Origin of the sequence: Oscillatoria nigro-viridis PCC 7112 (assembly GCF_000317475.1) — a bacterium.
Lineage (GTDB): Bacteria > Cyanobacteriota > Cyanobacteriia > Cyanobacteriales > Microcoleaceae > Microcoleus > Microcoleus nigroviridis.
In genome coordinates this window covers 472,843-485,941 of record NC_019729.1, presented here as the reverse complement: position 1 = coordinate 485,941, position 13,099 = coordinate 472,843, and the positions used below count along the sequence as shown (strand labels likewise).

At 45.5% G+C, this 13,099-nt stretch carries 10 protein-coding genes and 1 pseudogene; 3 read left to right on the top strand and 8 right to left on the bottom strand.

Translation table 11 applies throughout. The features are described from left to right. Nucleotides 1-1,253: 1,253 nt before the first annotated feature. The gene (locus OSC7112_RS02190) at nucleotides 1,254-3,122 is read left to right on the top strand and encodes a tetratricopeptide repeat protein (protein ID WP_015174364.1); all 1,869 of its coding nucleotides are present in this window, start codon (nucleotides 1,254-1,256) and stop codon (nucleotides 3,120-3,122) included. Nucleotides 3,123-3,274: 152 nt separating this feature from the next. Here the strand turns inward: OSC7112_RS02190 and OSC7112_RS02185 are convergent, their stop codons facing one another. Next, the gene (locus OSC7112_RS02185) at nucleotides 3,275-3,910 is read right to left on the bottom strand and encodes a L,D-transpeptidase (RefSeq protein ID WP_015174363.1); all 636 of its coding nucleotides are present in this window, start codon (nucleotides 3,908-3,910) and stop codon (nucleotides 3,275-3,277) included. Between the two features lie 673 nt (nucleotides 3,911-4,583). On the opposite strand from OSC7112_RS02185, the gene OSC7112_RS39245 reads away from it, so the two are divergent. Both OSC7112_RS39245 and OSC7112_RS02170 read left to right on the top strand, forming a co-directional pair. Then, the gene (locus tag OSC7112_RS39245) at nucleotides 4,584-5,090 is read left to right on the top strand and encodes a hypothetical protein (RefSeq protein WP_015174362.1); all 507 of its coding nucleotides are present in this window, start codon (nucleotides 4,584-4,586) and stop codon (nucleotides 5,088-5,090) included. A gap of 332 nt (nucleotides 5,091-5,422) precedes the next feature. Further along, nucleotides 5,423-6,769, top strand: coding sequence for a PQQ-dependent sugar dehydrogenase (locus OSC7112_RS02170; protein WP_015174361.1), 1,347 nt, complete (start codon nucleotides 5,423-5,425; stop codon nucleotides 6,767-6,769). 211 nt (nucleotides 6,770-6,980) lie between these two features. Here the strand turns inward: OSC7112_RS02170 and OSC7112_RS42620 are convergent, their stop codons facing one another. The 7 genes and pseudogenes from OSC7112_RS42620 to OSC7112_RS02140 all read right to left on the bottom strand — a co-directional run bounded on the left by OSC7112_RS42620 (nucleotide 6,981) and on the right by OSC7112_RS02140 (nucleotide 12,962). Further along, nucleotides 6,981-7,169, bottom strand: a complete 189-nt coding sequence (locus OSC7112_RS42620; protein WP_445933950.1) for a DUF924 family protein — start codon at nucleotides 7,167-7,169, stop codon at nucleotides 6,981-6,983. A gap of 232 nt (nucleotides 7,170-7,401) precedes the next feature. Next, nucleotides 7,402-9,094, bottom strand: a pseudogene (locus tag OSC7112_RS02165) (IS1634 family transposase). Between the two features lie 175 nt (nucleotides 9,095-9,269). Further along, nucleotides 9,270-9,803, bottom strand: coding sequence for a DUF924 family protein (locus tag OSC7112_RS02160; protein WP_015174360.1), 534 nt, complete (start codon nucleotides 9,801-9,803; stop codon nucleotides 9,270-9,272). 419 nt (nucleotides 9,804-10,222) lie between these two features. Continuing rightward, nucleotides 10,223-10,579: a peptidoglycan-binding domain-containing protein gene (locus OSC7112_RS02155; protein WP_015174359.1), complete on the bottom strand. Its 357-nt coding sequence runs from the start codon at nucleotides 10,577-10,579 to the stop codon at nucleotides 10,223-10,225. A 304-nt stretch (nucleotides 10,580-10,883) separates the two neighbouring features. Next, the gene (locus tag OSC7112_RS02150) at nucleotides 10,884-11,336 is read right to left on the bottom strand and encodes a peptidoglycan-binding domain-containing protein (RefSeq protein WP_015174358.1); all 453 of its coding nucleotides are present in this window, start codon (nucleotides 11,334-11,336) and stop codon (nucleotides 10,884-10,886) included. Nucleotides 11,337-11,465: 129 nt separating this feature from the next. After that, nucleotides 11,466-12,104: a ThiF family adenylyltransferase gene (locus OSC7112_RS02145; protein ID WP_015174357.1), complete on the bottom strand. Its 639-nt coding sequence runs from the start codon at nucleotides 12,102-12,104 to the stop codon at nucleotides 11,466-11,468. A 12-nt stretch (nucleotides 12,105-12,116) separates the two neighbouring features. After that, nucleotides 12,117-12,962 (bottom strand): hypothetical protein, encoded by an 846-nt coding sequence (locus tag OSC7112_RS02140; protein WP_223300740.1) that lies wholly within the window; start codon nucleotides 12,960-12,962, stop codon nucleotides 12,117-12,119. Nucleotides 12,963-13,099 lie beyond the last annotated feature (137 nt).

The following is a 13,099-nucleotide window of genomic DNA, read 5'->3' as shown; positions in this document are numbered from 1 at the left end:
TTTGGCAGAGCCACCACTAATTGTGTCGCAGATATTGGGTAGCAGATGTATAATAAATTATCCCACTTAATTTACCACAAATAGCTCGTGTATGTCAACATCTTCTTACAGCCCGCAGTCATCTTTTTTTGTCGATCGACTTGGGCGCACCATCACACTCAACAATCTGAGTTTTGCCACTTAAAAATGCGATCGGGATTATATACTATAATACCTGATAACTCTCCCCAAAAAACTTAAATTTACCCTCGGAGCGAGGTGATAATTTTTATTGATAAAAGCAGCGGCGATCGTTATCGATCAAAAAAATCCGCTGCCAAGGATACCGAGTTTCTGCCACAAAAAATTACAGCGCGTTATAATGTAACAATTACCGTACCGCCTGAATCTCCTTAACATATCGCAGGGATAATTGTATAACGATGTACATACGAGATTCGCCCAACGCAAACAAAAGTGCTGCTGACGATGTACGCTCTACCAAGTGAACGCCCGGAGCACCCAGGCTTGCCTGACGACGAAGATTACCCTGGCAATCACAAAAGTTGTGAGGTAGCTGATTTATCCCTAATTATCTAGCCGATTGTATATTCTCTGCTATCGATATAAATCTCTACTACGAATCCAATCATCCCAATTGGTACAAAAGACCCGATTGGTATTTAGTTGTCGAAGTTTTGAGATTTTACAGAGACAGAGAGTGGGGCAAAAGTTACGTCATTTGGGAGGAAGCAGTAACTCATTTAATCCATCTAATTTCTGTCAAGAGGTAGGTAAGATGCAGGTTTTTAGCTGATAGAATCGCAACCAAACAAACCGCAGACTAAGTGGCAAATCTACGAGATAATTTGGAATATTCATTATTACTTTGTTTTTAGCAAATACAACAATCAATTGAGAGTATTTAGCTGAGTTGGCAACCTTTACCGCGAACAAGTGTTTACAAGTTATCGATTCGGGATACTGGAAATAAAGTTGAGTTTGGGTTTGTGGTAAGGTTCTTTCTTACAACATCAGAGGTTGTGGCTGCGCTAGTATGATGTTAATGGCAATTTAGCTCGGGTTGCCGAAGGATTTGCAAGACAGCGAGATCAATTGGAAAGGCAGCTAGCCGAATCTGAAAGTCAGCGGGCCAATCCATTAGCCGATCGACTGCGAGCAATGGGCATTAATCCAGATGAGCTGTAAAATTAAGTAGCAGCACGAAATAGGGTCTGCGGTGTCAATAAAAACTTATTAACTAAAAATAACTTATGCCTGAATCTACCTCATTGCGCGATCGCTACCTAGCCCTAATCGACAAAATTGTCGAAATCACCCTCAAAGGTCAAATTCGCTCCAAAGAACAAGTTTATCAAATGCTGGTGCAAGACATTAGTACCGGTACTGGCGAAATCTTTGAACGCTGTTTCGGCGAACGCCTTGATGCCGCCGAAAATCAACTCAGAAATGAAAAAGACGAAATCAAACAAGCAAAGGCAAATCGCACCCTCCGAGCTCTCAAAACCATCCAAGGAGAATGGGAACGCTGGCAGAAAGATAACCGCGTCGATCGCGAAATTGCCTCCTCAATCCAACAAATAGTTAGTGCCGAATCTAACGCCCGCCTCTTGGCATTATTGCAAGTAATCGATCCGAATAAAGAACATCCGCTGACTCTCGCTCAATTGCAGCAATTGGCAAAATTTCTGCACCAACAAATGCTGCAAACTTCCAATCCCGAAACCGAACAAGATTTGCAGCAAATTACCGCCGGGATCGCTAAAGGTTTGCAATCTTGGCAGCGTTTGGAACCGGAACTTGTGGGCTGGATTTATCAGCCGCAGCAGCTAGGATTTGCCGGTAGTCCCGAACAAAATGGGCCTTGGGCTTTTTGGGCAAAAAAAGTTAACAGTCCCTTTCCCCAGGCTCTGTTGAATACTATTGCACTCGGTGAATCGGTAGTTCAATTCGCAGCCAAGCAATCGAATTTAGATTTAGGCATAGTGGTGGAAGTGGCGATTATTTTGCAGTGCTTGCAGCGGGCGTTGGCGACATGGTTTGACAAGCAAGTTTACGATTCCAAAGTGTCAACAAAAGCTTCAATTTCCACTTATATTACTTTTGCGGTAATTTGGAGTCAGCTAGCTAGTGGGTTTAATAATTCTACCAAGAGCGGCGAGCAGTTGGCAAATGCTTGTTTTCAAGTAACTTTGCAAATTTTGCGCGCTTTTTCTCAGCGAGAATATTTTCCGCTTTACGGGGGAATTTTTGCTTCATTTGATGGTAAAGCTCTGCGGCATACTTTGGATTATTTAGATGAACCGCTGCGGCGAGTTGAAGGCACTCAAGCGAAAGCTCGGATTCTGACGCTTTTGGGTTATTCGATGCAGGCGGCTGGGGCCTACGAGCGATCGATCTTGCTGCACAAGCAAGCGCTGGAAATTGCCCGTACCGAAGGAGACAAAGCTTGCGAAGTTGCCAATCTCAATCACATCAGCCGCAACTATGTTGCTCAAAAAAATTATCAGGAAGCGATTAATTACAGCCAGCGGGCTTTAATTATGGCACGACAAGCGGGAGAGCGACAAGGCGAGGCAAATGCTCTAGCTAATTTGGGTTACAGTGAAGTGTTTCAAGCGCGGCAGTTGGAGGAGGTGGAACCGGAGGTTTACGAGAGTGCGATCGGCTATTTGGAACAAGGTTTGTTGCTATCGGAAAAATTGGGCGATCGCCAAAGTCAAGCTTTTTGCTCCAGCAGTCTCGGTATTGCTAAAATCGCCCTGGAAAATGCTGAAGCTGCGATCGAATATTTGCTCAAAGGTTGGCAAGCGGCCCAATTCTCAGGGGATTTATATTTGCAAGGTCTGAATTTGGCTTACTTGGCTCAAGCTTATTACAGAATCAACTCACTAGAAAAAGCGATATTTGCGGGCAGTTTGGGGATGTATACTTTGGAGCAAATTGGTGCGATGGAGTGGCGTCAATCGGCTGGTTTGTTGACAATTTTGCGGGGTCAAATGGGGGCGGAATCTTTTAAACAATCTTTGGCTAAAAGTCGAGCGAATATCATTCCGGCGATCGGTGTTGATGGCTACGATTACATCCCGGAGTTGCTGGAAAAATATCAGCAATCTATTTAATATCAAAATCGCTCGGCGGTTGAAACCGCTACTATACAAACGAAGTCCACTCCAAGCGGACTAATAAATTATTCAGTCCGCTTGGAGTGGACTTTGTATGTGTAGCCGCGATTTCAATCGCCGGGAATTGATGTTTTTATACTTGCTAATAATTAATGCTCGACAATCACCGGTGTGCCAACTGCGACTTTCTCAAATAAAGCCTGTGCGTCTTTATCAAACATTCTGACGCAGCCGTGAGAAGCCGCCGCCCCGATCGACTCTGGATTGGGAGTACCGTGAAAACCAATCACATTCTTGCCATCCGTCCAAAACCCCATCCACCTACTCCCTAATGGATTGTCTGGCCCAGCAGGAATAAGTTCTCCTGTCCAAGGATTTTGCCAAACTGGATCTTTGATCATTTGAATAACTTTAAAATTGCCTGTAGGAGTTTCCCACCCGCCTTTTCCCACAGCAACCGGGAAACTGGTTTGCACCTTATTTTGTCGGTAAACATAGACGCGGCGTTCTCGCAATTTCAGCACTAAATGCACTTCCTCAATAGGATTTACGGCAGGCTTTGGTTCCTGGGGAATATAACGAAATGGTTCTCCCAAGGGCGGCAGTTCTGGGGTTCCGAGATTCGGCAATTGTGTCTCGGATGTGGGCCGCTGTGCTGCGATCGCACTATTACTTGAATTAGCCACCACTTCGGCAGTGGCCTGCTGCTGGATGCCCACCGACAGCGCCGCTGCACTCAAGCTCAGTACAATTAACTTGTTAAACAAAAATTTGCTGTTCACCATTGTTTTGTTCGCTAGACTCCTCACCAGCAGTTCCTACAACGTTCCTATCTAATTATCCGCCAACCGCACCCGATCGTAAAAATTTAGAGATTGATTTTTGACGGCAACTGCGCTGCACAGTTTTTAGTTGAAATTCCACCACCGATCGCTTGTAACTCAACACAAAGCTTAGGCAATAATACTAAGAAAAAAACAAGGTTTTTATCACCGGCTCAGTGGAGTTACGCAATAGAAGGTCGTGATCGAACCCGGTTTATGCGTAAATCTTGCCAAAAAATGATTAAATTTTACCTCCGACTAATTTGATTTTTTAGCCATAGCCGACAGGCGATCGAGTATTCAAACTAAGGCGCTGCTGTATCCGGCAAGCACAATCTGTCTCTGGGTAGAGTTCCCCCCAGCAACAGTTAGGTGGGCGGAAAAAAACTGCAACGGTCGATCGAATAAACTCAATATATCACGGCAACACTCTAGAGATGCAAACCGCTGAACTTGTTGTAAATGGGGAACTTATGATGTAAAATTTAGTCTTTCAAAACTTGTTCGATAATCTTTTTTTGAGATTGTCATAAATTTCCTACTCTGGGGATTAAACTGGATTAGGTATAGAGGTTGGGACTTTCGCGCAGCGGAAGCAAACCCGACCCTGAATAGCAGTTAATGTGAGGTTTCAATGCGTCTTCAGAACATCAAATTATTGACAGGTGCAACACTGTCGGTGCTAATTTCGGCGGTCTCAGTACATCCTGCGATGGCTAACCCTGCAACTCAAATAGCCCAAACGCAGACCACCACAACAGCAAACTCTCGAACCATTATCGGTTTTGTCAAAAGTATTGTCGGCGACGTAGTAACTATTCGCGAAGAAAACGCGCCGTACAGGACTCTCAGGATTCAAAGATGCGTCCTGAGAATTATTGGCTTAGTACCGGGAATGAAAGTCAGAGCCACCGTCGCCGGAGATCAGATACAAAATATCGCGGTGATCCCCGATTATAAGGTGGTAGCCACAACGGTTGCTCGTCCCGCAACCCCAGCACCGGCACCGCGTCCGGCTCCAGAACCGCCACCGCGTCCGGCTCCTCGTCCGGCTCCCCGTCCGGCTCCGGCTCCGATTCCGGCTCCCCGTCCCATTCCGGCTCCGGCTCCCCGTCCGGCTCCTGTGAGAGGACTTTGGTAGAGTTAGGTTATACGATTTTCGATTTTAGATTTTCGATTTTCGATTGAAGATTGGGAATGGCAATCAAGCAATTTAGTCCGGGGCCCCCGGATTCATTCGTGGGGTCGCTTTCTTCAATCTAAAATTTAAAATCTAAAATCTAAAATCTAAAATCTAAAATCTAAAATCTAAAATCGATCGAGCTCAAGGTTTGGAACACAGGCCTACACTTGCATTCTTGTTTGCAACGGGTATCGGTAAATGGAATTAAGCCACCGCGCCGGCGGTGGCTTAGCTGTTTCATAGCAGTTAGAATAATAGAATTGTCCAGCAATTGTTGAGAAATCGCTGCTATGTATTACTTGCGTTTCTTGCTGCTAATTCTGCTGTTGCCGGTGATTGCGTGCGATCGAGCTACAGATGCGATCGCGCCTGCTGTGGGCGACAGCGGCCCCCTGTCGCAAATTCCTTCCCGTGCACCGCTGACAAATGTTGGGACAAATCAAATTGTACCGACCAAACCGCTGTCGCCGCAGCCCATCCGTATTGTTGCAACTGCTTTGCCGCAGCCAGGAGCCAGCGAAAGCGCCTCAAAACCTCCTCAAGTAGTACCGATTCCCGCATCGCCAGTCCTGCGAGTGCCTCCTGGCTTTGTCGTCAACGTTTTTGCTGACAATTTAGACGCTCCCCGATGGCTGGCTTTGACGCCGACAGGCGATGTTTTGGTAACAGAAACCCGGCAGAATCGGATTACCCTGTTGCGGGATGCCAACGGCGACGGCGTTGCTGAGGTTCGCAAAACTTTTGCAAGTGCCCAAAACGGGTTAAATATTCCCTTTGGCATGGCTTTTTCCGATCGCTATTTTTTCCTCGGAAATACCGCTGAAGTCCGCCGATTTCCCTACACAAAAGGGCAGGAACAATTGACAGGTACTGGTCAAAAAATTGCCGATTTACCGGGCGGCGGCTACAACCAACACTGGACGCGAAATGTTGTCGTTTCCCCCGACAATAGCAAGCTTTTCGTATCAGTTGGATCGCAGTCTAATGCCGATGTCGAACCGCTGCCGAGGGCGTCTGTTCAAGTGATGAATTTGGACGGCCAGAACAAGCAAATTTTTGCTTCGGGTTTGCGAAATCCGGTGGGATTGGATTTTCACCCAAAAACCAATCAACTCTACACAACAGTCAACGAACGCGACGGTTTGGGAGATGATTTGGTGCCGGATTACTTGACAAGGATTCGTCAAGGCGAGTTTTACGGCTGGCCTTACGTTTATTTTAAGCCGAATTTGCTCGACCCGCGCCACGCCAGAAACGGCAATAGCGATCGACCTGATTTAGCTGCTAAAACATTAACGCCAGACGTGCTGTTTCAGGGGCACTCGGCGGCTTTGGGGCTTCAGTTTTACGACGGCAAAACGTTTCCCAAAAGATTTCTCAACGGGGCCTTTGTGGCGTTTCGCGGCAGTTGGAACCGGAACGCTGGAACTGGTTATAAAATCGTGTTTGTACCTTTTAATGCGGCGAACGGACGCCCTCAAGGTTATTATGAGGATTTTCTGACTGGTTTTCTCACAGATCCGTCGGGCCCGAAAACTTGGGGGAGGCCGGTTGGTTTGCTGGTTTTACCTGACGGGAGTTTGCTGTTTACCGAGGAAGCGAACAACCGGATTTATCGGGTGCAGTATCGCGGCTGACGATTGGGCGATAGATACATTCTTCACCCTCCTATGCTTTTTGTTGAATCGGCAATTTATCTTGTTTTTTAATTGCACTATTCAATTTGAGAGTCGCTGGCTTGGGGCTGGTTTTGTAGAGAGTTTGTCTGCTGTTGGTTCTGATTGCGGCCTAAAACTGCCTCTACAAGCCTCGAATATATCAGAACGATCGATGTTTTGCGATCGCGCTTTAAAATCCCGAACCGGGTTGTCTCAGAAACTCTGCTTCTTCGGGAGTTGTTTCGCGTCCGAGAATTTCATTGCGGTGCGGAAATCTCCCAAAACGCTGGATTATTTCTAACCCACATTCCGCACCCTCAACTGGCACACACGCAGTTGGGGTGCTCCGTCCGAGTCTCTCGTCCGAGATAATAATCAAAAATACCCGCGACCTGTTGGGTCACAATCGCATCGACCTGTTGGGGCAAGTTGAAAATTAACTGCTTTCGGGCAAATCCTAGATTCTCGATATCTAACAACACCTTCATCCGTCATAATTAACTATTAATCGACAGCAGATATTTCCAGCAGCCTGATAATTACACATCACTACTGAATCAAATATTTATGAAATTTCTGTCAGTTTTGCTCATCAAACAAACTGCTCGATCTCAGATTAATAAATAATAAGACTTACAGGAGAGCGGCAGCAAGTTCAATATAGCCATTCGCTCGGCTGTTAAATTAGAAATTTGTTGAATCCCTTGTAGGCTCACCAGATGAATTGATTGAAATATCTGGCAAATCCAACGGAGCGTCGGTCGATTAGTTTGTTTGCCCAACTGATTTTTCAATTGGGAATTAGTGCGTTGCAAACTGTGACGCAGTAACCTTTGACCTAAAGTATAGACTAACAAACACAAACCCATTACCAATGCCAAAGCTTCGATTCTTTCCGGCGACTTGAGAAATACACTGTCCGTAAAAAACAGCGGATCTTTCAAGAACCCAAACCCTCTTTCTGCTGACTGCTGTTCTTTGTATTTCACAATCATATCGTCAGGCTCTAATTGCTGAGTTTCCAGCACATTAGTGGCGAGAATAAACCTGCCACAGGCTTTGGTTTCTTTGGCGATCGCACCTGTATCTGGTTCCAGTTTTGCTTGAACTTTAAATCTCTGTTTCGAGCTGGATTTCTCGCGAGCATTTGGATCGTTAGTATTAGTCTTTACTGTAATTTCTTTGCTACTAACTTGGGTGATATTGTAAAATTTTAGTTGTTTGGATAAGCGATGAGCTGCGGCGGCAGCGTCGGCGGCACAAGCAAATTCAATTTTTGAGAGTTCTTGCAGTTTATTCTCAGCTTCAGCCTGGGCTTTTTTGAGTTTTTTTTCGAGTTTTTGTTCGGTCTGAATCGCGTCGCAAACTGCTCTCTACTACTAGCCATCTTTGTTCAATTCCACCATAATTACTTTTGTGTTCTGACCAGCTATATCCACTCACAGAACTGGGGGTAAATTCTGCTTCATTTAACTGAGATACCAGTTGCTGCGCTTGCTTGATACTCAACGGTACGCGGGTTAACCATCTTAAATTGGTTAACATTTCTAAGTTAGGAGCTGAATATAATGCACTATCTGCAACCATTAAACTGTCAAGGTTTAACTGTTGTTTAAACTCCTGACGAATTGATGCGAATATGGCTCGATCTGATTCATTTCCCGAACCCACCCGTAAAAATAGCGGTACATCTCCATCGCTACTACAAATTAAATCTAAAATGAATTGTTTTAAGTCGGGTCTGCGATCGCGGGAGTAGCCGTAGGTAATCTTAATTGGCACGGCAGATGACACGGGTTTAGTTGACTCGCTATCTTCGCTATCTTCGCTATCTAGCGCCGTTTCTGGCTCGATAACAGATACAGATGGTAGCTCGGATTCGTATTTGCCATGCAGGTGAAAGGAAGTTGAATCTAAATGGGATGTCTCTGTATCGAGCTCAAATTTTTGAGCTGCTGAAGCGGCAATAGTTGTAAATATTTGGCTGCTGCCTGCTAAATATAGCTTGTCTAATACTCTACCTAAACGGTATTCATTCAGGTGTGATGCTTGAATACCTTCACCCATTAAATGTTCGAGCGCTTTGCCTTCAAAAAATTTAGGAAATAAGTATAATGGAGCGGAAACAAGCCCTAACCCATTGATAATCATTGCTTTGACTGCTAGACCTGGACTGACAATCTCACCCGGTTGTTCCCCTACTAACTCATTGATTTTTTGGACAATTTCTATTTCATCAACTAGACCTGCTATTAAACCAAGATGGTCGAGGTTAGAGACGGCGAGTTCAGTTGCTTGATGCACGGGTTTCATTCGATCGAGCGAATTGTTTGCTACTTGAGTTTAGACTATTTTTATCCTCCGCGTCGCACGGGGGATAATTGGTTTTTGTTGTTAATTTACACGCTCGTACATTTTCCAACTGAATCGATCGCTTGCTCGATCACCTGACACGGCAGGCGAGAGTATTTCTACTCATCTAGAGCCGACTGATCGACTCGGACGGGGCACCCCAACTGCGTGTGTGCCAGTTGAGGGTGCGGAATGTGGGTTCTAAATGCTGCATCGCGTATTCAATGAGTGAATCGCTGTCAGGTTCGCCGCTGAGTTGGCGAAATAGTTGGACAGATTTTTGCTGGTGTTCTAAGTTTTCGCTGTGTTGAAAAGGGAGATAAATAAACAATTTTTGTACAGTCAGCAATTCGCGATCGAAGTTATGATTAACAGCGTATTCAGCGGTGGCTAAAGCTTTGCTGTCTGTGGCGAATGCTTGGGGCGTTCCGCGAAACATATTACGCGGAAATTGATCGAGCAGTATAATTAATGCTAGGCAATTTTCGGGGGAATCGTGCCAGGAGTCGAGTTGACCGGAGGCGGCGAGTTCGTATTGCTGCATAAAGCGCGATCGCACTTCTGCATCAAAATCCGCATCTTTTTCAAACCATTTCTTGTGGACTTTGCCAAACTCAGGAGATTGCGATCGACCAAACCAAAAATCTAAAACTTCATTCATTAGCAATCTAGTAGGCGATTGATTTTGGATGGCAATTTAGGTATCTGTAGTTGCACAAAATCTACTTGATGTGCAACTACAAATCCAGGGATTAATTATTACCAAAGATGACTCCACCCAAACACAGGTACTTGCTTTCCGACGCGATCGAGGGTCGAGAAAAAAAATTAGATTACAGAGTTTAAGCTTCCAGATTCATCTGTTATCGAGTAAATCTAAAATCTCAAATCTAAAATCTAAAATCGACTGACTCCACCCAAACACAGGTACTTGCTTTCCGACGCGATCGAGGGTCGAGAAAAAAATTAGATTACAGAGTTTAAGCTTCCAGATTCATCTGTTATCGAGTAAATCTAAAATCTCAAATCTAAAATCTAAAATCGACTGACTTAGGAACTTTTGTTGTCCGGTGCTTAAAGTTACAAACTAGCAAACAGTCTGTCCCAAGTTTTGCCTCCCACAACTCCGTCTACAGGAATATCTGCTTGTCGCTGAAATCTTTTCACTGCATCTTCGGTTGTCGGACCGAAAACGCCATCAATTACGATCGGGTGTCGGGACAAGCCCCGCGCGTTCAACAACTTTTGCAGTTTCTTCACATCGTGCCCTTTCGAGCCGCATTTTAAAATCCTTTTATGGTGTCTGACTACTGGTTGATGGCAATCATCAGTGTAGCAAACTGCGGAACCCGCTGCATAGTTTGCTCTACTTGTCCCCGTCAAAACTAATAGAGCGAGAATTGCTAGTAAATAATAAAAAGTCTGCGATCCTGCCATATTTTCCCTGTTAATTTTTCATTCGATCGACCAAACCAAAAATCTCAAACTTCATTCATTAGCAATCTAGTATAGCAATCCTAAATGATTTGCTTGCATTATATGCGAGCTAGATGCTCGCACTGCAAGGATTCTGGTCTCGCTCGATTTGGCGGCTGATTTAGGATTGCTATAGACGATTGATTTTTGATTGCAGCTTCTGTGTCTGTAGTAGCACAAAATGCGCTATCTGCACAACTAAAAACCGCAGGAATTAATGATTAGCAATGATGACTTAGGAACATTTGTTGTCCGGTGCTTAAAGTTACGAACTAGCAAACAGTCTGTCCCAAGTTTTGCCTCCCACAACTCCGTCTACATGAAGGTGATTTTGCCGCTGAAATTTCTTCACTGCTGTGAGAGTTGTCGGGCCGAACACGCCATCAATTACGATCGGGTGTGGGGACAAGCCCCGCGCGTTCAACAACTTTTGCAGTTTCTTCACATCTGCCCCTCTCGATCCGTGTTTTAAAATCCTTTTATGGGGTCTGAATTCTGGTTCGTTGCAATCATCGTGCGGCGCGCAAATTGCGTCACTTGATGAAGAAGTATATGCTCCGCCACCGATGCCAGTCAAAATCAAGAGAACTAGAATTGCTAGTAAAATCAAAAAAGGCGACTGCGGAGGCTTAGGCGGAGGCGGAGGCGGAGGCGGAGGAGGGGGCGGTTTTGGCTTGCATTCTAGTGAAATAGTACCAGTACAAACTTGTTCGGACATAGTTTCCCTGTTAATTTTCTCAAGCGTTTTTTGCAATTTTGACGATTGTTTGAGAGTGAGAAACCGGGTTTCTGGGATGGGGCATCCAATCTCGATTCACCGGGTTTCTGGCAACAGTCAACCGACATTCTACAATATAAGTGGCTTTACTGCAAAATCTCCGATCGTGCAAGTTAAATTTTGTTGCTCTTTGGTAGCAGCAAAGGTAACAATTACTTCGCAGGCAACTGCAACTGTCAGCATTACCAAGTTTCTCGCCAGCGGGTAATCGCAAACGTCATCATTCGCCGCTGAAGGAACCCGATAGTGTTGGTTCCAAATTATTTCGGAGTAATCGGCAGCTAATCCGACGTGCACGCAGGGAAGGGAGACACTCGCACAGTAATCCTTGACTGCTTGCCGCCCGACACTGTTATCAAAAGTATCGATGACTGTGGCGCTGTTGGCAAGCAGCCGATCGGCATTTGCGGGTGTCAATTCTTTTGAGTGCGCCTCAATGCTGACTCCCAAAGCGCGGTAGAGGTTGTTGGCGAGAATTTTGGCTTTGAATGCGCCGATGTCCGATCGATAATAGGGTTGAGTGGAAAGGTTGCGTTCCTCGATGCGATCGCGATCGATGACTTTTAACTGACAAAAGCCCGATCGCGCCAGACTTTCTGTAATATTCGCACCCAAAGCACCCGCGCCGCAAACCGTTACCGGGAAATTTTCGATCTGCGACATCACTGCGGCACTTCTGTAAAGTTGTTCGTGAAAAAATATACTCATGGTAATCAAGAATTAGCGATTTTCGACGACTCCAACCAATGAATGCAAGTCGAAGTCTTTGTCCAATCCGCTGAGACAAATGCCCGCACTCATAACTGTCAAGTCATTTTTGGCGATCGCAGAAGTGTGGTGTTCTCCCGTTCCGCTAGTCCATTCAACCAGCCAATAATTTTCGCGATCGAAAAAATCCCGCAATTCACCGCCCCCCATTTTCAACGCCCGCTGCAAGCGCTTTTCTTCCCGCACTTTCGGATCGAAATCTTTAATATTTCGGGACACCAATTCGTAAACAGTTCGCATTTCCGGCGTCATCCCTTTAAAGCGAACTTCTTGAGGCAAAATCAACTTTTTTAAAGCTGCTTTCAACTTCTCAGAGGGCAGCGGATCGGCGCGCCTGTCAATCTCTTCAAACCACAAACAATGACCGTCCCAGCGCGCAACAATCGGCTCAAACTGCGAACTTTCTGTTACTAAATGCACTGGTACGGGTTTCGCAACACCCGTGCGCTGTTTAGCATCAGATTCGTTAACAGGATAAGCCAGCCACGTTTGCCCTTGCAGCACGCAAGCCAAGTGCAAGCGAACGGGTACGAGCAGTTGCAAATACTCGGCCACTTGCGCCAAGCTCGGCTCCTCAATTACCGCAGCAATTTTCTCATTAATCGGCCTAAAAATAGCCCATCCTTCAAAGTTGCGCGGCTGGGGTAAAAAAGTATAAACCATTGAGCTAACCCGTATCCGCACGCTTCCCCCGGACACGCAGGGAGCCAGGAATTGGGTATCTAGTAGGTGCGCTTCTTGGGCAGCTAGTTGGCTGAGGATTTTGCGGATATCTGCCACTGAATTGACCTCCGTCAATCGATTTTAGATTTTAGATTTTAGATTTTAGATTGACTTGCGCGAGATAAATGCTCTTTCTTGAGGATTTTCGATTTTCGATTTGGGATTGATTCCACGGATCGATCGCGTGGCGGGTACCACCTTTGAAATTCTTG

Coding starts and splice junctions, on each gene's coding strand:
- OSC7112_RS02160 (WP_015174360.1), bottom strand. CDS start 9,803: ATGAATGAAGTTTTAGATTTTTGGTTTGGTCGATCGCAATCTCCTGAG.
- OSC7112_RS02155 (WP_015174359.1), bottom strand. CDS start 10,579: ATGGCAGGATCGCAGACTTTTTATTATTTACTAGCAATTCTCGCTCTA.
- OSC7112_RS02150 (WP_015174358.1), bottom strand. CDS start 11,336: ATGTCCGAACAAGTTTGTACTGGTACTATTTCACTAGAATGCAAGCCA.
- OSC7112_RS02190 (WP_015174364.1), top strand. CDS start 1,254: ATGCCTGAATCTACCTCATTGCGCGATCGCTACCTAGCCCTAATCGAC.
- OSC7112_RS02170 (WP_015174361.1), top strand. CDS start 5,423: ATGTATTACTTGCGTTTCTTGCTGCTAATTCTGCTGTTGCCGGTGATT.
- OSC7112_RS39245 (WP_015174362.1), top strand. CDS start 4,584: ATGCGTCTTCAGAACATCAAATTATTGACAGGTGCAACACTGTCGGTG.
- OSC7112_RS02145 (WP_015174357.1), bottom strand. CDS start 12,104: ATGAGTATATTTTTTCACGAACAACTTTACAGAAGTGCCGCAGTGATG.
- OSC7112_RS02185 (WP_015174363.1), bottom strand. CDS start 3,910: ATGGTGAACAGCAAATTTTTGTTTAACAAGTTAATTGTACTGAGCTTG.